This window comes from Pseudoalteromonas sp. KS88 (assembly GCF_004766475.1).
GTDB lineage: Bacteria > Pseudomonadota > Gammaproteobacteria > Enterobacterales > Alteromonadaceae > Pseudoalteromonas.
In genome coordinates this window covers 229,344-250,887 of the sequence record NZ_PYHV01000019.1, presented here as the reverse complement: position 1 = coordinate 250,887, position 21,544 = coordinate 229,344, and the positions used below count along the sequence as shown (strand labels likewise).

The 21,544-nt window shown below is 40.8% G+C and carries 16 protein-coding genes and 1 tRNA gene; 3 read left to right on the top strand and 14 right to left on the bottom strand.

Features of this window, described 5'->3' with window-relative positions; all coding sequences use genetic code 11:
* Positions 1 to 78 precede the first annotated feature (78 nt).
* The 5 genes from C7Y70_RS13440 to C7Y70_RS13420 all read right to left on the bottom strand — a co-directional run bounded on the left by C7Y70_RS13440 (position 79) and on the right by C7Y70_RS13420 (position 2,528).
* Positions 79 to 696: an FKBP-type peptidyl-prolyl cis-trans isomerase gene (locus tag C7Y70_RS13440; RefSeq protein WP_099295949.1), complete on the bottom strand. Its 618-nt coding sequence runs from the start codon at positions 694 to 696 to the stop codon at positions 79 to 81.
* 93 nt (positions 697 to 789) lie between these two features.
* Entirely contained in the window at positions 790 to 1,176 is a 387-nt protein-coding gene (locus C7Y70_RS13435; protein WP_180270421.1) for a hypothetical protein, read from the bottom strand.
* 49 nt (positions 1,177 to 1,225) lie between these two features.
* A tRNA-Ser gene (locus tag C7Y70_RS13430) sits at positions 1,226 to 1,316 on the bottom strand.
* A gap of 91 nt (positions 1,317 to 1,407) precedes the next feature.
* Positions 1,408 to 1,785, bottom strand: a complete 378-nt coding sequence (locus tag C7Y70_RS13425) for a hypothetical protein (protein WP_099295950.1) — start codon at positions 1,783 to 1,785, stop codon at positions 1,408 to 1,410.
* A 194-nt stretch (positions 1,786 to 1,979) separates the two neighbouring features.
* Positions 1,980 to 2,528 (bottom strand): NAD(P)H nitroreductase, encoded by a 549-nt coding sequence (locus tag C7Y70_RS13420; RefSeq protein ID WP_135475286.1) that lies wholly within the window; start codon positions 2,526 to 2,528, stop codon positions 1,980 to 1,982.
* Positions 2,529 to 2,726: 198 nt separating this feature from the next.
* Here C7Y70_RS13420 and C7Y70_RS13415 point away from each other — a divergent pair, with 198 nt between their 5' ends.
* Positions 2,727 to 4,244, top strand: coding sequence for a DUF3360 family protein (locus C7Y70_RS13415; RefSeq protein ID WP_210114669.1), 1,518 nt, complete (start codon positions 2,727 to 2,729; stop codon positions 4,242 to 4,244).
* Between the two features lie 42 nt (positions 4,245 to 4,286).
* On the opposite strand, the gene C7Y70_RS13410 is transcribed toward C7Y70_RS13415, so the two are convergent.
* From C7Y70_RS13410 to nhaD, 3 genes are all read right to left on the bottom strand, one after another.
* Positions 4,287 to 4,709 (bottom strand): MAPEG family protein, encoded by a 423-nt coding sequence (locus tag C7Y70_RS13410; protein WP_099295952.1) that lies wholly within the window; start codon positions 4,707 to 4,709, stop codon positions 4,287 to 4,289.
* A gap of 150 nt (positions 4,710 to 4,859) precedes the next feature.
* Positions 4,860 to 5,738 carry an alpha/beta hydrolase-fold protein gene (locus C7Y70_RS13405; RefSeq protein ID WP_210114668.1) on the bottom strand — a complete coding sequence of 293 codons (879 nt, stop codon included), beginning with the start codon at positions 5,736 to 5,738 and terminating at the stop codon, positions 4,860 to 4,862.
* Positions 5,739 to 6,457: 719 nt separating this feature from the next.
* On the bottom strand, positions 6,458 to 7,855 hold the full coding sequence (nhaD, locus tag C7Y70_RS13400; RefSeq protein WP_135475345.1) for a sodium:proton antiporter NhaD: 1,398 nt from the start codon (positions 7,853 to 7,855) through the stop codon (positions 6,458 to 6,460).
* 471 nt (positions 7,856 to 8,326) lie between these two features.
* Between nhaD and C7Y70_RS13395 the strand changes: the two genes are divergently transcribed.
* Positions 8,327 to 9,526 (top strand): Nramp family divalent metal transporter, encoded by a 1,200-nt coding sequence (locus C7Y70_RS13395; RefSeq protein ID WP_135475284.1) that lies wholly within the window; start codon positions 8,327 to 8,329, stop codon positions 9,524 to 9,526.
* Positions 9,527 to 9,614: 88 nt separating this feature from the next.
* Here C7Y70_RS13395 and C7Y70_RS13390 read toward each other — a convergent pair whose 3' ends face one another.
* On the bottom strand, positions 9,615 to 10,064 hold the full coding sequence (locus C7Y70_RS13390; RefSeq protein ID WP_135475283.1) for a hypothetical protein: 450 nt from the start codon (positions 10,062 to 10,064) through the stop codon (positions 9,615 to 9,617).
* Between C7Y70_RS13390 and C7Y70_RS13385 the strand changes: the two genes are divergently transcribed.
* On the top strand, positions 10,034 to 11,230 hold the full coding sequence (locus tag C7Y70_RS13385) for a PQQ-dependent sugar dehydrogenase (protein ID WP_135475282.1): 1,197 nt from the start codon (positions 10,034 to 10,036) through the stop codon (positions 11,228 to 11,230). The genes C7Y70_RS13390 and C7Y70_RS13385 overlap by 31 nt on opposite strands.
* 57 nt (positions 11,231 to 11,287) lie before the next feature.
* Here the strand turns inward: C7Y70_RS13385 and C7Y70_RS13380 are convergent, their stop codons facing one another.
* From C7Y70_RS13380 to recC, 5 genes are all read right to left on the bottom strand, one after another.
* Complete coding sequence (locus tag C7Y70_RS13380; RefSeq protein WP_135475281.1) at positions 11,288 to 11,791, bottom strand: GNAT family N-acetyltransferase; 504 nt, start codon at positions 11,789 to 11,791, stop codon at positions 11,288 to 11,290.
* 45 nt (positions 11,792 to 11,836) lie between these two features.
* The gene (locus tag C7Y70_RS13375; protein WP_135475280.1) at positions 11,837 to 12,373 is read right to left on the bottom strand and encodes a DUF924 family protein; all 537 of its coding nucleotides are present in this window, start codon (positions 12,371 to 12,373) and stop codon (positions 11,837 to 11,839) included.
* Between the two features lie 134 nt (positions 12,374 to 12,507).
* Positions 12,508 to 14,451 carry an exodeoxyribonuclease V subunit alpha gene (gene recD, locus C7Y70_RS13370; protein WP_245321516.1) on the bottom strand — a complete coding sequence of 648 codons (1,944 nt, stop codon included), beginning with the start codon at positions 14,449 to 14,451 and terminating at the stop codon, positions 12,508 to 12,510.
* 32 nt (positions 14,452 to 14,483) lie between these two features.
* Entirely contained in the window at positions 14,484 to 18,074 is a 3,591-nt protein-coding gene (gene recB, locus C7Y70_RS13365) for an exodeoxyribonuclease V subunit beta (protein ID WP_135475278.1), read from the bottom strand.
* Complete coding sequence (gene recC / locus C7Y70_RS13360) at positions 18,061 to 21,393, bottom strand: exodeoxyribonuclease V subunit gamma (protein ID WP_135475277.1); 3,333 nt, start codon at positions 21,391 to 21,393, stop codon at positions 18,061 to 18,063. The genes recB and recC overlap by 14 nt, the downstream gene beginning before the upstream one ends.
* Positions 21,394 to 21,544: the final 151 nt, after the last annotated feature.

Here is a 21,544-nt window from a genome sequence, read left to right as displayed (position 1 = left end):
ATTAAGCATAAAAAAACCACTCTTAAATAATTAAGAGTGGTTTTTTATTATGAGCATTAAACGCTCATAAAAAAGCTATTAAAGAATAGCGTGTAACTCAACATCAAATACAAGAGTTGAGAAAGGTGCGATTGCAGCACCAGCACCACGTTCACCATAAGCAAGCTCATGAGGAACATAGATACGCCATTTAGTGCCAACAGGCATCATTTGCAACGCTTCAGTCCAACCTTTGATAACACCGCCAACTGGGAATTCAGCAGGTTGACCGCGCTCGTATGAGCTGTCAAAAACTGTACCATTGATAAGTGTACCATGGTAATCAACACGTACTGTAGATTCAGCTGTTGGCTTTTCGCCTTCACCCGTTGCTAGTACTTCATATTGAAGACCAGACTCAGTGACAGTGATTTCTGGGCGCTTTGCATTTTCTTCTAAGAATGCGATACCTTCAGCAGAAAGTACTTTTGATTCTTCTTCACGACGAGCTTGAATTTCAGCATTGATTTTTTCGAATGCAGCTTGGATCTCAGGGATCTCAACTTGGAATTCACCGCCTGCATAAGCATCTTTCATGCCTTCAAATACTGAATTTAAGTTTAGGCCTTCAAAAGGGTTCGCTTTAAGTTGCTCACCCATTTGTAAGCCAATACCGTAACTTGCTTTTTCAGCATCTGTAGTAAAATTATCTGACATAATGTGTTTCACGTTTTTATGTACCAGCTTAGTGTGCACTGATACCAGTTAAAAGACGCGTCTATGCTAACATAAATAAAAACGATTTTGGGGCTAGTTTTTATTGAGTTTTCGCTTAATTAGGGTCATTACAAAGGTAAAGACTGGCAAGCTGATTAATATTCCCGCAAGCAGTTCTTGGCTTAATAAAGCGTGCGTACCGACGAACAAAATAGGCACTACAATCAACCCAACAACACCGATTATTAAAGCACCAATAACAGGCCAATAGGTATCATATTTTGTAATTAAGTGGGCACTTAATACATTAAATCCCAAGCAATAAAGTAAAGACGTAATCAAAGGCTGATCTGGCTGAGCGTCCAAAGCCATTTTGACCAGTAAATTAATTGCGCTGTGATAGCAATATGCAAACACAACCCACAATAAACTATGTTTTAAGATCCGTTGAAATGTATTTAATTGACGAGGCTCTGACATACTAAACTCCAGATAGCAAAAAGCCGCCCAAAAGGCGGCTTTTCAAATATGGTGGAGAGATAGGGATTTGAACCCTAGAGGGGCTACAAACCCCTGCCGGTTTTCAAGACCGGTGCATTCGACCACTCTGCCATCTCTCCGTACGGCGCGAATAATAGGCCTAAGCAGAACAGTTGTAAACCCCTAAAAGTAAAATAAATAGTAATTAAACAGGTTAAGGATAAAATTCAATCAATAATATTGTTTAGGCCGTTTAGCTATCCATGAACACAATAAACACACTAATAGACTCAGTGTTGCAAAACTTAAACATTGAAATATTAAATCGAAACGGCTTAAGTTATCGCTAGGCATTATAACAAGTACAAACGCAGGCAAAATACTTAACATCAAAACGTAGCAACACACTTTAAAAGCGCGTCCAAAATCAAAGCGTTTGCTGCGCTGCATCCACCAAGTCAGAACCACAAGAATTGATATAGACGCAATCGCGACTAAGTGAGGTGTTTGCGTATTAAATGCAGTATATAAAGTGAGCACTGCGCCCACTACACCCCAAAGGGACCACGTTAGCCATTGTTCTTTTTCACGTAAAAATAAATTTCCCATTGTTCTCGTCTTCTTTGTTGTTTTTGTTAAGACGCTCCATACAGTAGCAAATAACAACAGATTAAAAAACAGACTGTGAAGAAAAATACTTTCTGTGTCCTTACATTTCTTACAGTGAGCAGTAGTAAGTAGCTTAATAACTGCGACCTTAATCTAATCTGACTAAGCAAAGAAGGTAAAGTTCAATTTGTCTATTATAAATATGTAAAAAACTGTTCTGGCTTATGTTTAGCTGATTTCTTACACTCTACAGCGGGCGTACCTAAATATAAATACCCGACTATTTCGTCTTGCTCTGTTAGCTCTAACGCCTCTTTCACGCCTTCACTTTGTGCAAAATACCCTGTGCGCCACACTCCTCCAAGGCCTTGAGCAAAAGCAGCTTGTTGCATAGCAAGCACTGCACATCCTGCACTTTGAACTTGCTCAATACGCGGAACTTTAGGGTGCTGTTTATATTTTGCGATAGCGATAATTAACATTGGCGCTCTAAAAGGTAACTCTATTGCTCTGTTAATTACTTTCTCTTCTTGTTGCTCAGAAATAGCACTTTGATAATAGATTTCGCCTAAACGGTTTCGTCCTTCTCCAGTCACAACAATGAACTGCCACGGAGCGATACATCCATGATCAGGTACTCTTAATGCCGCTTGCTTAATAATTTCAAGCTGCTCATCAGTAGGCGCAGGTTCAACTAAACGAGGATCAGATTGCCTCGTTAATAAAAGCTCTATAGCATCCATAATTTTTCTCGTCTAAAAGAATACAGCATATCATCTATTGCTAATGCCTAGAAAGGGTGTTGTATTTTAATAACCTAGACCTTTGACTAATCCCATCTTGTTCACGCTTGCTTTACTCTAAGGGTTCAATATTTAGTGCTTTATAAAAAGCCGTATTTAAGTTTGAACAAGCGCAATGTTCATGTTGCCGGAGAAGTTATGACAACATCACAGCAAGATACTATTCCACAAAAAGAAAACCTTGGAGACACACACAATAACGTGTCTGCTAGCTACGAAAGCTTACATAAACCCAGTTCACAATTTACTACTCGCGACGAGTACCTAGAACACGAATTACAAATAATGCAGCCCAAGCGTTGGCGGCCTAATCTTCCATTTAGAGATTACCGTTTTGAATTTGAGGACACCATCCCAGCAATGGCAGGCACTATTGGTAAAGTCGTCATGGTAGGCGCTATTGCCGCTACATTTGCTGCACCACTGGGTTTAAGCGATGCATTTGTTCTTGAAAATGTCCGCTATGAATTGTTAATTGTCGCCCTATTTATTATTTTATTTTCTGGCTTTATATTGCCTACAGCCAACTTGGCCGGTACGCATGGCCCATTAATTCCACTTATTCCGATTGTAGTTGCTGCGGGTGGCCACCCAATGGCATTTGGACTATTAATAGGTGCTTTTGGTTTTATCCTTGCTATCAGTAAAGGTGGTAGTTTACTCGCACGTTTAACCAGTAAAGGCGTATGTGGCGGCCTGCTGCTTTATCTTGGTTTTATCGGCACATTATCCCAAGTCAAAAAGTTATTTGCATGGGCTGAAAGCATTAACATGAGCCATATTGCATTTATTGTTATTCTTACCACCATATTACTTTATGCACTTTTAGAACATTTTAAAAAGCGTTGGTTAGCAGTGCCATTGAGTTGCATTATTGGCGGAGTCACTGCATTTGCCCTAGGTGCGCCATTTGAATTTAAAACTGCACCAGGCTTACCGAATATGAACCCAATGTATTGGTGGGGCGAAAACACAGGTTGGATGCTCGGTTTACCGACACTGGAAAGTTTTGTAGTTGTGCTACCGTTTGCAATTTTAGCTGTAGCAATGTGGTCACCGGATTTTTTAGGACACCAAGTTTTTCAAAAAATAAGCTACCCTCAACGCACTGAAAAAGTACAAATGAATATTGATGATACAATGCTCAGTGCTTCCGTCAGGCAAACATTTGGTTCTATTTTAGGCGGCTCTAACTTTACCTCATCATGGGGTACTTATATTGTTCCTGCCGCTATTGCTAAACGACCCATTCCCGCTGGCGCAATTTTAACAGCTCTATTTTGTATTATAGCTGGCGTATGGGGTTATCCGATGGATTTAGCAATTTGGCAACCCGTATTGTGCGTTGCTTTAATTGTCGGCGTATTTATTCCACTGCTCGAGGCTGGAATGGAAATGACCCGAGAAGGTAAGACAACCCAATCAGCAGCTATTGTGGTATTTGCATCTTCTTTAGTAAACCCTGCTTTTGGTTGGTCGCTCACTATGTTACTTGATAATTTAGGCCTTATAGGGTGCAAAGAGCGAAGTGCAGATTTAACACCTATGAGCCGCTGGAAAATTCCATTATTTATGTTTGTACTTTTAACGAGTGTGATGGCCATGGTAGGCATGCTACCTGGTATTCCTGCTCTTTTAAGTGATTTTAGACACTAAATACAAAAAGCAGCAAGGTAAACTTGCTGCTTTTTGTCTGCATTAGTAAGCGATTAAACGCAACCCTATTAGTACCAACATAACAAAATTAGCGACCACACCTACTAAAAAAAAGTAACTTCGTGGACTTGGGTTCTTTTCTGTAGCAATCACATAATAAAGCGTCATATGAATCAAGCGTGAGATTACATAAACCCACATACACATAGCAAATATTCCACTGTGATAACCCATTGTGAAAGCAAACAATACACTGCCTAAAAACAAGGCACTATTTTCGAGTGTATTATGGAACGTTCTGTGCGCTCTAAAAACAAAGCTTTCATGGCTTAAATCAGCATCAAGTTTACCAGGCACTGCGTTCTCTTGGCTTGCCTTACTAAAAGTAGCAACAGCCCACTGTACGAAAACCATAATCAAATAGATGTAAAGTGCAAAATATGCAGATAAAGCAAGTTCAGTCATTGTCGTTCCTATTATTTTTGAGGTAAACAATATGAGCAAAAAACAAGCCAAGCATAACCCATTGAATAATAACAACTTTAAAATGAAAGAGTTTTTTCAGTGTAAATAGTTACCTTCAACCTATAAAATCTACATGAGGTTAAACCCTATTTAATCACTGAAAGTTGCACCTCTAAACTGATAATATTCATGCAAAGCTTTGGGGACAGATACGTAAGGGTTTTCATTGTGACCAGCGCCCTCACTATAACTAAACTTCCACGTTATAGTGTGCTCTTTATTTTGCTCTAGTGCGGCTAACAAGCCTTTAAATGACCCTGTGATGATTGGGTTTTCATCTGCACCTAGACTTAAATATAAAAAGATTTCTGACTGATTGAGTGCTGATAGACTTTTAGCAAACTCATTTACCACAACACTATCGTCGTACCACGCCGCCGGGCTAAAGGCAAAATAACCATCGAACAGCGTGGGTTTTGTGCTCAATGTGTACAACACAAAACTACCGCCTGCTGAAAACCCAGTTAAAATACGATTATCATTTAAGCTGTAATTAGCCTCTAAATAAGGCAGTAACTCTTTTTCAATAAATGATAGAAATACATCGGCTCGACCAAATATCGCAGGGTCATTTTCAAACGCTGGTCGAGCTCCAATACTAACCTCTTTACGGGCATATGGCGGAACCAAATCGCGATTACGGGTATCTGTCCAAAATTGATTTGGCAATGCAACTAAGATTGACTCCTCTACTATGCCTTGCTCAGCATATATAGTTAACGTGTTATGCCAACGGCTAAGGTTGAAGTTACCGTCCATTTTTATAATTAATGGGTAAGTTTTACTAGGATCATAATTGGCTGGTAGTCGAATGAAAAACTTTCTGTGTTCATCTAGCAGCTCAGAATATAAGGTATGATCTTCAAACTCAGATGCGCTATTTTTTAAATAAGCACGGGTGGTTAGACCCAATGCAATCACAACGATGCACCCAAGGGTTATAAAAAATACTTTGTGTTTACGCGCCATGTTGAGTTCCATTTTAAATGTAATAATTACTAGGGTTTGTTGACCTTTCAAAGTTAAATTTGCAGCAGTCTGTTTGGTATTTAGGCAATGCAGCGCCTATGTGTTGTGGTTATTAGGCGAAAACGCAGCATCAATGCCAAACAGGCGCTGCCCTTCGGGTTCTGCCTTGGGCCGATTTATTCTTTGTTGCCTACATGGATGGTGGTAAGGGGCGTGAGCAGGATGGGCAAGCTTTGCTCGGTTTTGACTTAGCCCATTAGGTTACAAGCCTCGCGCCGTGATTAAATCACTCCTAGTTTGAACAAATTTCAATCCGCAAAGGTCAACAGACCCTAAGTTAAAACATTAACTTAATCATGTGAATAGCAGTGTTTTATAAAAGTGTAAGCAAACATGTACTTACGCCTGAAGGAGAAAAAACAATGAAGCCCGCTGCTTCATTGTTTTGTTTTTACCCAAACTACCTCAAGATGCAAAATTCAGCGTTTCAGGGGCTTAATATCAAGGCTTACTTTGCAAGCCCCCTTTTTAAGAAGGAACAGCGATGAGAGTAATTCCCTGTGAAGCGCCCAATGGGTTGGTTTAAAAGCGACTTATACTGCGTTATTGATTTTAACAATAGAACCACTATTATTTGCAATCAATGCCTTGCCTAAATCGCTTTTTATTCCAACTGACACTCGCATCTTGAGGTGGCTTGGATGTAGTGCTTTATCAGTTTAAAAAAGTGATGCATTCAACCATAAATGTAAAGCGATACTTGCAGCGTAACCTAGTGCAATAACTGGAGCCCACTTTAAATGGCCAAAGAAGGTATAATAACCACGAGCTTGCCCCATTAATGCAACACCCGCAGCTGAGCCTATAGATAATAAACTGCCGCCTACACCCGCAGTTAAAGTTATTAATAACCACTGCCCGTGAGACATTTCAGGCTGCATAGATAGCACCGCAAACATAACAGGAATATTGTCTATTACAGCTGAAATCACCCCCAAAAAGATGTTTGCAGAAGTCGCTGACCAATTACCATATAGCATCTCAGACATAAGGTTTAAATAACCTAAAAAGCCGAGCCCACCAACACACATTACAATTCCGTAGAAAAACAATAAGGTGTCCCACTCAGCACGTGAAACTTTACTAAATACGTCAAACGGTACAACACTGCCCAGTTTAGCTAAGCGATCATTATCACCAATTTGTTCAGCATGTGCCTTTTTGCGTGCTAATGAACCAGGTAAAGTCATTCTTAAAAAATAACCAAAAAATTGTAAATAACCTAACCCCATCATCATGCCAAGTACTGGCGGTAGGTGTAAAAAACTATGACAAGCAACAGCTGTTGCTATGGTTAATAAGAATAAAGTTAAAATGCGAAGTGCCCCACGTTTTAGCTCTATTTCTTCGTACTGCGCCGAAGGCTGCTTATCGGCAACATAAAAACTCATAATTGCAGCGGGAACAAGGTAGTTTGCTAATGAAGGGATAAATAACACTAGAAATTCATTAAAATGAACAAGGCCTGCTTGCCAAACCATTAATGTAGTAATATCGCCAAATGGACTAAATGCACCACCAGCATTGGCAGCAATAACGATATTAATACAACTTAAATTAATAAATGGTTTATCCCCTTGCGCCACTTTCATCACCACCGCACACATCAACAGTGCCGTGGTTAAGTTATCGGCAATCGGCGAAATGAAGAAAGCTAAAAACCCAGTGATCCAAAACAGGTTTTTATAATTGAACCCTTTTTGAATCATCCAAGAACGTAAAGCATCAAACACCCGTCGCTCTTCTAATGCATTAATGTAGGTCATAGCCACTAACAGAAATAACATCAGCTCTGCAAACTCTAACAAATTATGCCTAAATGCAGATTCGGTGATAGCGGGTATATCATTGTTTACATAATATGCGCCAATTAAAATCCAAATAAGACCCGCGGCAACGAGCACTGGCTTTGATTTCCGTAAGTGGAGTTTTTCTTCAAGCATGACAACTGCATAAGCAATACAAAATATAAAAATGCACAGCATGCCGATAGTTGAGCTGGTAAGATCTAATTGGCCCTCACTCGCCCACGTTGGGGAGCAAAATAAAAGTAACACTAAGCTAAATAAATTAAAGCCTCGTAGTAAGTTTTTCACACGGTACGTCCTGTTTTAATTTCAAAAACGGTATTTTTATAACGATTTTTATTATTAATTCTTATGAATAGGGGCGTTGTTATAAAAAAGTTGCTGTAAGTTACCATGATTTAACATTAAGGCTATTATACTCAAGTCTAAATATTCATTGTTAACAGTTATGTTTGTGATAAAAACTATGAATATTCCCAAACCAGCTTATTGCACTTTTAAGAACGATGAGAGTAAGTGCCTGTAAAACGCCCAACGGGTTGGTTTAAAAGCGATTTATACTGCGTTATTGATTTTAATAATAGAACCACAATTACTTGCAAACAACGCCTTGCCTAAATCGCTTTTTAATTCCAACGACGCTCGCACCTTGAGGTGGTATGGGTATATATGTATGCTCTGATGGTAAATTCAGTAAAAATAACAACTTTAAGGTATTGTATGCGATTCGGACCAGGCCTCTTAGTCACTGCCGCTTTTATAGGACCAGGCACAATTACTAGCGCAAGTATTGCAGGTGCAAATTTTGGTTTTACTTTGGCATGGACATTATTATTTTCAGTAATAGTTACCATCTCATTGCAATCAATGGCGGCACGATTAGGTGTAGCAACAGGACAAGACTTAGCACAAGCATTACGTGCTCATATTCACACACCTATATTTAAAGTAGTCGCAGCTATATTAGTGATCAGTGCCATTGGTGTAGGAAGTGCGGCTTATGAAGCCGGCAACCTAAGCGGTGCAAGTTTAGGTTTAATAGGTATTTTCCCAGAGGTTAACTCACACGTTTGGACACCCTTGATTGCCATTTTTAGCGCTTTGCTTCTTTATAGTGGGAAACATAAAGTGGTGGAATCTGCACTTATAATACTAGTCCTTTTGATGAGCTTAGTGTTTATCTCAACATTGATAATTGCAGCCCCCCCAATTGAACACTTACTGAAAGGGTTTATACCCAGTATTCCTGAAGGCTCAATGACCACAGTACTTGCCTTAATAGGGACTACCATTGTCCCTTATAACTTATTTTTGCATTCTGGCATTCTGGCTGCAAAACACGACAAAAACAGCAATACCGACAAAGTCATTAAACAAACCAATCTCGATACTGGTATATCGATTACCTTAGGTGGGGTGATCACGCTAGCTATATTATCTACAGCGTCGGTTGCTTTTTATGGGACCGATGCGGGTAAAATTAGTGCTGCAAATATGGCTTCACAATTAGAGCCATTACTTGGTAATGCTGCGCAGTACTTTTTTGCAGTTGGTTTATTTGCCGCAGGTTTAACTAGCGCAATAACAGCACCATTAGCGGGTGCATATGCCGTGTGTGGTATGCTCGGATGGTCAAATGATATGAAGAGCCGTCAGTTTAAATGGGTGGCACTGGTTATTTTAGTATTTGGGGCAACAGTTGCTTCTCTTCGCTTAGATCCTATTGCAGTCATCATATTTGCTCAAGCCGCTAATGGCTTGCTTTTACCTATTGTTACTTTTTACCTCGTTTGGCTGGTAAACCAAAAGGCGGTAATGGGAAAATACACCAACTCACTACTTGTTAACCTACTAACATTGCCAATGTTATTGCTTATACTGGGGTTAAGTAGCTACAAACTTATCAACATGATTGTTTAACAATAGTAGATTACTCCCTGAAACGTGCCGCTCTTATTTAGCTTTATGGACTCATTAAACTTGGCTACACACTACTGGTTATAAATAGTCAGCGCTTTTTATTTAAAGGGCGCTGAGTTAACACTGAAAAAACAGAGCCGCCCACAGCACCTGCTAACAGTTGAGTATAAAATCCCCACCCTCTTGCGCCAGCAATAATATGTATATTCATAATTGATTCTATAACAATGAGGACGGTTGCAAACGCGACTATACCTGCCACTATAAATAATGGAAATCTTAAATTAGTATGCTTTTTCGCAAGCCATTGAGCCACAGTAAACGCTATAGCTAATGCAATGGCAATAATTGCCCCATAAGTAGGTAATAACCCTAACCAATCAGAAAGGGTTAAGCTAACACGATCACTTAAAGCAATTTCAACATCTACATTAACTAATTGATTGACAACGTATTGACTATGAAACAAGCTAGCAAGCGTGAATGTAAGTAACCAGGAAGCTAAAAATGAAGGCAACAAACGAGTTAAAAATGGCATGGTTTTCTCAACTTAAAATAAATCATCTCATTCACATTAGCAAAGGCTTAAACACTAAACAATGTATCAGTTTTTTATTGCTCTTTGGCCTCTTTACAAACTACGTAAACGCAGCTGCTATATTACCCACCGATGAGTACAACATTACAACAATTGCAGGTGAGTTAAAGTCTCCTTGGAGTATGGTAAAACTCCCTGATGGCACGTGGTTAATTACTCAGCGCGACGGCCATGTTGTTGTCGTCAAAGAAGACCAACAGTCTAGTATCAAATTAGACTTGCCAGGGCTATATGTTGGCGGACAAGGCGGCTTACTTGATGTAGTGCTAGCACCGGACTATATACGCTCTAAAGAAATTATATTTACTTATGCTCAAGGTAAACTTGATGCAAACCGCTTAGTTGTTGCTAAAGCTATATTTGATGGTATCCAATTTTCAAAGCCAGATATTATTTATAAAGTCGCGACAGATAAAAATACACCGCAACACTACGCTGGCCGTGCACTTGTTTTACCCGATGATACATTATTAATTTCAAGTGGTGACGGCTTTGACTTTCGCGAACAAGCACAAGTCAAAACAAGTCAACTTGGCAAAGTATTACGCATTCATTTAGATGGCACTATACCTAAAGATAACGCGTTCATTAATCATGAAAATCGCCGTGCTCACGCTGTTTTTTCACTTGGCCATAGAAATACACAAGGGCTTATTTACGACTACGACGCTAATCACATCATTAGCCATGAACACGGACCTGCAGGTGGAGATGAACTAAATTACTTAACCGCAGGCACTAATTATGGTTGGCCAGTTATAACCTATGGCAAAGATTACTCACAAGCACGCATATCTCCTTTTCAAGACTATCCTGGTATGAAAAAACCATTAGTCGACTGGACACCTTCAATTGCGCCTTCAGGTATGGCTTATTATGGCTCAAAACATTCAGCATTCCCTTCATTACACAAGCATGCACTGATCACCACATTAGTCGATAAAAAACTCTACGCCGTTGATTTAACGACAGGCCAGTTTGAACAATCGGCAGTTTTTCCTGAAGTTTCTGGGCGTTTGAGAGATGTTTATATCACCCCACAAGGCAACATAGCCATACTCACAGACGGAAAAAGCGCCAAATTATTACTCATAAAACCTGAATAATTTAATTATAAATATACACTGAGGTGATTAAGCAAGTACTGTGTTTTTAAATTCTAATCAACGTAAAAGGTATCGATAAAAGATAACGCCTTGCTTATTTATTTGCTGTTGCGAAAATCCGCATTTCTCTAGTAGTTTTATCGAACCATTATTACCCTGGTCAACGCCTGCGATAAGCGATGACCATGTTTTTATAACCTTTGCTTCAGCGATAAAGCCATTTAATAGTTCACTAGCAAAGCCGACTCCCCACTCCTCTTTGGCAAGTAAGCAACCAATATGCGCACTCTGTTCAGTACCTGTAGAAATAAATAAAAAACCAATTATATGTTCAGGTGCTGTCCTGACGACCAACAAACGGCTTTGCGAGAGCATGTTTTTCAACCAGACATTAGCAGAATCAACACAATTAACACTTTGAAAATGTGGAGGTAAACATTCTACGACAGCGGGGGTTAAAATATGGGGTACGCGCTCTAGCAACTCATTGCACTTTAACAATGGTTGGTCGTGATCAATTTCTGTAACAATCAATCTGCTTGTATTAAACTCGATAGCCATACTCATTTCTCTTTTTATAACCAAACTAGCAAAAGATTGTCTATGTTAAAAACCTGAATTGGGTTGTTTCAAAAATTCGATTTCCTCAGCTGTAGAACTTCGCTTTAATATGTTGTTCCGATGCGGATAGCGGCCAAATTTATCAATAATTGCTTTATGTTTATATTCAAAGTCAATATTACTTTGAATACCAAGACGATTAAATAACTTAACGGCTTCTTGATGTATTGCCATTGATTCGCTGTGCATGAATGGCATATACAAAAATACGCGGTGTTGCGCAGAAAGTTGCGTGTCAAACCCTTTTTCAATGGCGCATTGAGCCAATGCAAGTGCCAGTGAATCTGAAGCAAAAGATGTGGGAGTATCGCGGTAAATGTTACGTGAAAACTGATCCAACACAATAATTTCAGCCAAACTACCTAGCTCAGTTTCACGCCAATGTGCCAACTCACACGCAATCGCTTGATTATGTAGTTTACCAAATCGGGATTTAATCATTTGATCAAACTCAGTGTCTTTTTGCCACCATTGTTTAGGCTCAAGTTCAGTAAACCAAAAATCAATAATTTCTTTATACATAATAATGCCTCATACACTAAAGAGCCGAGCCTCAGCTCAGGTTTTATAAATATTGCAATTCGATACTAACTTCGCCGCCAACCTGAAAAAGCGAGTACAAGTAAATAAGTATTGCTTGTTCTGGTTTTATGCATTTACGCTAAACGCTCATACAAACCTGATGCGCGGCTGACTGATTTATTCATCGCCATAAGTAATACTTTTTTATCGGCCACCAGCTCAAAGGTTTTCTTCGCACGGGTGATACCGGTGTAGACCAATTGGCGATTTATGCCTGCAGTTGCTTGATTTGCAGGGGGTAAAACCATGGCGGTGTAAGCAAACTCTGAGCCTTGTGATTTATGTATGGTCATTACATACACTTTATCGTGTGAAGGGAGTCGTGCGGGTGAAAATGCCCGTTCATTGCCCTGCTCGTCAATAAATACCGCCTTTAGCTGCGCGTTTTCATCATGCAGTAGAATACCAATATCGCCGTTGAACAGTTTTAATTGGTAGTCGTTTTGCGCAATCATAATAGGTAAACCTAAATAATGGCGGTTGTTTGCATGAGTATTGATTAAGCCAAGGCTATGTAATTGCTTTTCAATACGAAGGTTTAAGCTGTTTACGCCGTAATCACCTTCACGCACGGCGGCGAGTAATTGGTATTGTGTAAACGCATGATGAATGTCTGTACTCGGCGCACCTTGCTTAATGAGGTTTAAATACTCACTGTAATGACTAGCAGCGCTTTGTACCAGTTTTTCAATTGGCTTAGTGACAATATCGTAATCTAAAACAACATCGTTAAATTTGCCTGAATAGATTTCCTGCTCAACATAATTGAGCTTACCTGAGTTGTTGGTGTTAACCGCAAAAGCCAGCTCGCCAATACCACTTTTAACATCAAAGCGATAACTATGTTGTAAGAACGCGATGCAATCGGCCAATGCAAATGGGCTTTGCTGTGATTGTAGTTTTTTCTCGCCATTAAAACACAACTGATTAAGTTCGTTGCAGCGCGCATCAGAATAACTCGGCGTTTGCCCAAGAGATAATCCTTGGCATAAGTCGCTCATGACACTGCCGGTATCTACCGACGCCAATTGATCTTTATCACCGAGTAATATTAACCTTGCATGAGCAGGTAATGCCTCGATTAATTTAGCCATCAGTGATAAATCAACCATCGACGCTTCATCGATGATCAATACATCAACGTGTAATGGGTTACTGCTGTTATGTTTGAATTTATTGGTAAAGGGTTTAACCCCAAGTAAACGGTGAATAGTTTGCGCAGTTTGCGGTATATGCGGCTCAACATTGTCTGGAATATCTGCTTTTAATTGCTGCTTAGCCCCTAAAATAGATTCACTTAACCGCGCGGCGGCTTTACCCGTTGGGGCCACCAGCTTAATGCTTAGCGGCGCACTTTGGTACAATGATTGTAAAATGGCTAATAGCTTGGTGACCGTGGTGGTTTTACCTGTGCCTGGGCCGCCGGTAATAACACTAAAGCCTTTTGTGGCCGCCATAGCACAGGCTACTTTTTGCCAATCGAGCCCTTCTTTGGGGGCTTTATCTTCAGGGAAATAATCATTGAGTAACTTAGCAAGCGCTGCATTGTCTATTTTTATTTCGCGCTTACTCATGCCTAATAACCGCGAAGCGAGCGTTTGTTCGTACCCTGCAAGGCGGGCAAAGTAGAGCCTAGTACCAAATAAACACAGTGGTTGTTGCTCACCTACACTTGGGTGCGACTCTAAACAACGAACCGCTTGATTAATATCAAACTCATCACTAAATGGGCTGATTGTATCGGGTGATGAGCCTTGTGCTTTATTAAAGTCAGACTTTCGTAAGTTAAAAGGATTTTGCCAATTTACATCATCTAAATTTAAACAGCTGTGCTGGCTTTGCCCTGCTAAGCACAGCAACAAAATTAAGTTAAATACATCGCTATTGTCAGCACTGCTCGCTGCATGTTCGGTTAAAAGCTCAGCAAGTTTCACATCAACCACTCGCAGGCGCCCTTCACTCACTAAAAAGTCAATTAACGGCACGGTATCTACCGAATAATCAGCCTCAGCGGCCATTAATGGTAATTCATTTATTGCATCAACTTCACTCATGATGCCTCTCCTTTTTTAACCGCGGGTTGAGTAAATAAGCCATCTAAAATAGCTACTTGCTCTGTGGTGAGTTTATTAAAGAAAATGCCTTTCCCTTCACCCATCCCCCGTAAAAAGGTGTAGTAAACGCCGCCTAAGTGTTGCTCTGGGCTATAATTTGCAATGCGCTGTTTTAACAAACGATGAAGCGCCACTGTGTAAATTAAATACTGTAAATGGTATTGATGGCTGCTCATGGCTTGCTCAAGGGAGTCTTGTTCGTAGTCGCTTGGCTTGTTCCCTAAGTAATTCGATTTATAGTCCAAAATATAATATTGGCCTTCAAAGCAAAATATTAAATCAACAAAGCCTTTTAATAACCCTTTAACATCAAAAAACTCAAGGTTACTTTGGTTAAAACCAAAGTGTTTTATAAGTACCGCATTAAGCTGTTTGGCGTTTAAGCTCTCAAGAGGTAAATTAAACTCCATTTCCACTAAGCAATCACTCGGCGGCAATACACTTAAACTGAGCCCGTCGTCATTCAGAGGGCATTGCAGGGCGCTGAGTATCCACTGCTCTGCGGTTTCTTGCCAGCTGCTATCTATGTGGTATTTTTTTAAGCTTTTTTCTACAACACACGCGAGATTTTGTTCATCGTTGCTTGGGTGCGTTATGGGGCTGGTGAAATCAATCTGCTCAAAAATTTCATGTAAGCTGCTACCGGGTTTTGCGCCCTTAGGGAAGCTGTATGGCGATTTAACATCTTCTTGCTCTGCGGCAAACTCGTCTTTTTCGTGATCTTCATCACTGCGCCCAGGTTGTATGTGATCAGTGTGTTTTTTAAAGCTCAAGGCACTAAAGCTGGTGGCACGCCAATCTTTTTCAATGTCTACGGTGACATTGTTAACGCTGAGATTGTGACTTGAGCTTTGCGTTGAAGTCAATTGCAAGGTGCCCTGCTCTAGCAACTCATCACTGGTAAATTCAGTGTATTGCATTGCTTTGTTCTCATCACAAAATTCTTTTAAGTGGCTACGCCATACTTCGCTGCTGGTAATATCAAGCCCTGCGAAGAGTACATGGCCCAACGAGCTACTTTGAATTGCCAGTCGCTTACTTTGTCCTTGCCCTAAGTTATACATGCCAATGGCGCAAAAATGAATCGCTCGTGTGAGTGCCACGTACAATAAGCGTAAATCTTCTGCTAGGCGTTCTTGCTCCGCTTTTTGTAGGGCATCATCCGCTTTACTTAAATCGTAAATAAGTTGCCCATCTTTATGATACAAAGCCTCTTTAGTTTCACGGTAACCACTGGCAAATGGCATAAACACCAGCGGGAACTCAAGCCCTTTTGAAGCGTGCATGGTCACAATGCGTACTAGGTTTGCGTCACTTTCAAGGCGAACTTGCACCGCCTCACCATCTTGTTGGCTAACCTTTTGTGCAAACCAACGTAATAGCCTTAATGTGCCCTCAAGCTCAATTTGCTTTTGTTGCAGTATTTCACTTAAATGGCGGTAATCGGTGAGCCAGCGCTCTACGTTATGCCCTAAACCCTGCCACTTCGCGCTTAATTGATTGTGGCTCAACAGGTGCTCTAGCATCACCATGGCACCTTGTTTGTGCCACAGCGCCGTTAAGTAAGCAAAAAAGTTAAGGTGCGATTGCCACTGCTCTTCATCGTCAGCCAGCGCGTAAATCTCGTTATAACTTAAACAAAATAGCGGCCCTGCCAATACACCACGCAGTAATGATTCATTGTATTGACCATGCAGTGCGGTTAAAAAGTTAAGTAAATGATGGCTAAGCTCTTGGCTAAATACGCTATCGCGAGATAAATACACACTGGCAATTTTAGCGTCGCTCAGCGCTTTTTTAATAATTTGCGCTTCTAACCGGTCGCGTACCAAAATACAAATATCGGCAGCAGTTACCGGTGCCTCACCAATGCAGGCACGGCCCTCTTGTGCTTGGCATAGCAAAGTGACTACTTTATTGGCAAAATGGCTTGCTAAATGATGCTGCCCAACCCCTTTGTTGGTGGGTTTTTTACTGTCATCGGCGGCGGTGTCGGTAAATACACAAAACTCAAACGCCTTGGCGGGTTTGCCGTCTATTAAAAAGGATTCTTTCTCTTTTTTACCTTTGGCTGCAACCGGATTAAATGGAATGGCCTCATTATAAATAAAGCTGTTGTCGTGCTTGGCAAATAGCTTATTTACACTGCTTACTACATCACTACTTGAGCGAAAATTAGTGCCTAAGGTAAATTGTTGCTCCTTCGCAACCGCATGCTTTGCGCCAATATAGGTAAAAATATCCGCGCCCCTAAAGCCGTAAATTGCTTGTTTAGGGTCGCCAATCATCGCAAGTGTGGTATTTTCTTGGCCATAAATTTTACTAAAAATACCGTATTGAATGGGGTCGGTATCTTGAAATTCATCAATCATCGCCACGGGGAATAACTGGGCTATTTTTTGCGAAAGTGTATCGCCTTGCTCACTGTTAAGCGCACTGTGTAAATTACTTAATAAATCATCAGGGGTGATCACACTTTGCTCTGTTTTACGTTTAACGATGGCTGTTTTAACCCAGCTTGCTGCGTGTTGAGCAATGGCTATACCAAGCCCTTCGTTAATAGTACCGCTTAGCTTTGCTAGCTCATCAAATTGAAGCAGTAATTCATGGCTAAATAAAGGCTGATTCTTTTTATAGTTAGCCGAGTCACTTAAGTTATCAGTGCTCCAAACCTCAAACGAATACTTACTTGTGCCAAATTTAAAAAATAATTCATCGCCACGGCAAAAATCCTCAAGCGCTTGTAAGCTGCCTTTACGTCGAGGCGTTTTAGAACCACTGAGCCCAGAGGCTTTAATTGCAGCAATAAACTCGCTGTCTAAACACGCTTTTTTAAAGCTGGGGATTTTAGCTAAATACGCTTCACGTGCTCGCCATACATCATCAAGGTTAATCGTAGGAGTAATGAGCGCATTGCCTTTATTTAGCAGGCTCGATACTTGACTAAACAGTGATTCAGGGGCTGGGAACACATCTAAAATAGCGTCGGTTTTTTCTTTATTTAACGGGTAGACAAAAGTACGCCAAAAATCTTTAATGGTCTCAAGTAGAATTTCGCGCTCGTCGAGTATAAATTCTAAATTAAACGCCACGCCAGACTCAAACGCATGTTGTTTTAGCATGCGCTGACAAAAACCATGAATAGTAAAAATGGCCGCTTCATCCATCGATTTTGCCGCAGCATCAAGTAAATCAAAGGCGCGATGTTTATCTTCGATGTGTGCAATGAGCTCGCTTACCAACTCATCTTTGGTTTTAAGCCCGAGTAATGCATCGCGCGCGGCGATTATACGAGCACGTACTCTGTCTTTAATTTCTTGCGTGGCGGCCTCAGTAAAGGTTACAACCAAAATTTGTTCAACACTCAGTGGCTTATTTACCTCACAATGCGGATCATCCGCTATTTGCATACCGAGTAAGTAACGTAAATACAAGCCAGTAATAGTATACGTTTTACCGGTGCCAGCACTGGCCTCAATTAAACTTTGCCCCGTAAGAGGCATGTTGAGCGGGTTAAGCGCTTGCATAATCGCTCTCCTTAGCGTTATCAATTAGTGGCGTAAGGAGTGTATTGCTCCAATGAGTAAATTCTTCTTGGCAATCTAATAGCGATTGCGTAGTTAAACGAATGTACGGGTTTTCTCCCTCGCCGCGGCCTATGTATTGCGGGCTAAATTTATTAATCGCTTTATTAATATCGCCCTCAGTTTTTACGTATTCATAACTACTGGCCGGAAAAAACGCCACTGGCGATTGTCTAAGCGCCGCGTATAAACTAAACCATTGGTTTAATTGTTGTTGCGCATACTCTGTATCCATCGGCGTAAAAGCGATTTGTTTATCTAAACCTAAAATTAAGGTTTCCACAGGGTGACCCATCACTTGAGCCGTTAAATGATAAATAAAGCCTTTAATTAGGTCTTTGGCTTTAATACTGGCACTTCTGTAAAACACTTGTTTTTGCATGTAAATATGATTGAGCCAGCCTTCAAGTTGGCTGCTTTGCGTTTTGCCATCAGCATGCTCACAGTTGAGTGTTAAAGACACTTCAACAGGTTCATTTTTGCCAGTCGCAATATGGGCTTTTACTTGCCCTGCAAGCGCGTCAACCCGGTGCTCCATACTTTCAAAAATCAAGTCACCGACATTCGCTTGGGGCAGTTCCCCTCGTTGCAGTATTTGCTCACGACTCAGGGGCCTATCGAAAATGGCCGCTTCAAGTATTTCATCTAAATAAAAATAGCGTTTCAGCGCATCAACACTAAAAGGTTCTTCATCTTTCGCCACATCGTTAAACTCAGGTAAGCGCAGGCCCAACGTTTGCTGATAAAAGCTTTCATGGGGGTTACAAACACTGCGAATAAACACATCAAGGTCAAGACTCTCAGGCATTGCCACATCAAGTTTGCTAAGTGGCTCAGGGGTTATTGCCTCTGCCGGCAACCATACTGGGTTATAGCTGTGCTCATTAACCGCCAATTGCGTTGGTGTTTGCTCGCTTGGCATATAGTAATGGTGATTAAATGGTTGAAGGCGCTGCGCTTTAACTAAACAGTCTGGCAGGGTTCGCTCGCTTTGCTCAGTTAAGGTAAAGCTTCGGCCAATGTACTCTAATAACTCACTTACTAGTGTTGATGGCATACGTGGTTGGTTGTCAAAACACGAACGGCCAATGTAGCTCATATATAAATTATCTCGGGCGCTCAGGAGCGCTTCTAAAAATAGATAACGGTCATCAAGTTTTCGTGATCGGTCACCTTTTTGCTTTTTAGAATACGGCACTAAATCAAAACCAATGGGTTGCACAGTACGCGGGTAGTCCGCATCGTTTAGCCCTAGCATACACACTACTTTGAATGGTACGGCGCGCATCGGCATCAGCGTACAAAAGTTAACTTGGCCGACTAAAAATCGCTGGCCAACGCCCTTTTCTTGAATGCCTTGTTTGATTAAATAGCTGACAATACGCTGCGACACCGCTTGCGTATAATCACCGTTTTCATGGTGTTTTTTCAGCTCATCGAGCACTTTTTTAAGTACTAAAAGATCCCAGCTGTCATCGCTTTCACTTTCATAAATGGCTTCAAGCAGCTCATCTAAAGTATCCGCTTTATTCGTAAGGGTGTCATCTGGGCTTAAGCGTTCTTTAAATGTTTGCAGTACGTCAATAAAATGCACCAATTTATTGAGCGTATCGAGCGCCATGCCTTCAACTTCATCGGCGCTGTAAATGCCCGCAAATGGGATTTGCTCATCGCGCTGTGCGATACCGAGCAATAAACGGTTTAAGCCATGTTGCCAAGTGTTTAAATCTATTGTTGGTAAGTCAAAGCCACTTTTATGCTCGGCATTAATGCCCCACTTTACCCCTACTCGCTCCAGCCAGTATTGAATTTGCTCGTACTCATGAGGCTCTAAACTAAACTTTTCGGCAATTTGTGTTACTTGTAATAAGTCTAAAATATCAGACACACCAAAGCGCGAAAACGGTAGGTTGGCTAAACTGGCAAACGAGCTAAGTACAGGTTTTTCTTGCTCGATGGCTAAATCGGCTAACGCATACGGAATATGGCGTTTACCATGCGCACCACCAAATACCGCCTCAATATACGGGCTATAAGTGCCTACATCTGGCATCATCACAATAATATCTTTTGGTGTAAGCTCTGGGTTTTGATGAAATAAGTTAAGTAAATAATCATGCAAGCGTTCAACTTCGCGCAGCGGCGTATAACAATCACTTACAATAATGCTGGTGTCAGCCTCGCTTATTGGCAATTTGCCTTCGTCATTGATAAACCACTCTTTATCTAGCGTTAATGATTCACCTTTAAATGCCAGTTGGTATATTTCGCTTTGAATTTGACCCAGTAGTGAGTCATCAAAACTGTCGGTGAAGCCGTCAATCCAGCGGGCATCTAATTGTACTAGTTGCTCAAAATAATCACGGCCTAATTTACCCCACGATGATAAAAGTGGGTTACCAATAAAGTAATACTCATCATCGGGTTTACTTTGAGTATGCTGTGCGGCATCAAGTAACGGTGTTTTAGCGTATTTGGCGGTAATTTTTGCTGCGGTTTTTTCATCAACCACATCTCCCCAATAATGCTCACTGGGGTTAAAAAAGAATAAAAACACCTGCGTTTTTTTACTTAGTGCATCAAAAATTTCCAATTGAGAGCTGGCTATGGCCGATATACCAAATAGGCTAATACGTTTTGGCAATAGGCTCTCGTCCATGGTTTCAAGTGCTGCCAGTAATTTGCCTTGCATATTGGCACGATGAAACTGGCTTTGCCCAAGCTCAACACTTAAAGCAACAATGCGTCGCCATAAATCGGGTTGCCAAGGAGAAATACTAATGTCTACGTCATCTAGTGCATCTTTGCCGCTATCCCAAGTTGCAATCCAGTGCGGGCGATACATTAAATATTGGTCGTACACGTCGGCTATTTTTTCACAAAGGGCAAAGGTTTTTTGCCCGTCTAAATCACCTTCAAGATACGTTTTAAGGGGTAAATATAACGGCTCATCAATGCAATCAGGTAAAATGGTAAATATTTTCCATGCAAGGTTGGGTTTATTAAATGCTGACTCTTTGGGTACGTTTGGCAATAACTGTTGATAAAGCTGCCAAATAAAACTCGAAGGCAAAGGAAAGTCCACCTGTGCTGCAATACCGAGGTTTTCACTTAAGCCTATTTTTAACCATTGTGACATACCCGGCGATTGCACCAGTACCACTTCTTTTTCAAATGGGCTGGTTAGCGGGTCTACAGTTAACAGCTTATGAAACTGAGCTTGCAGGGTTTCCATTCGGTTAGATTGAATAATATTTAGCATTACGACACTGTCCTTGCATGAGATAAAAACAGTGTAAGATATTTTCAATTATAGGGGTAGCCATTAACGGTTAATGGCTTCAATAAATCAGATGCTTAGCTTGATATTTAACCGTAGTAAGCTCACAACTTCAATCCCTTATGCAGTGAGC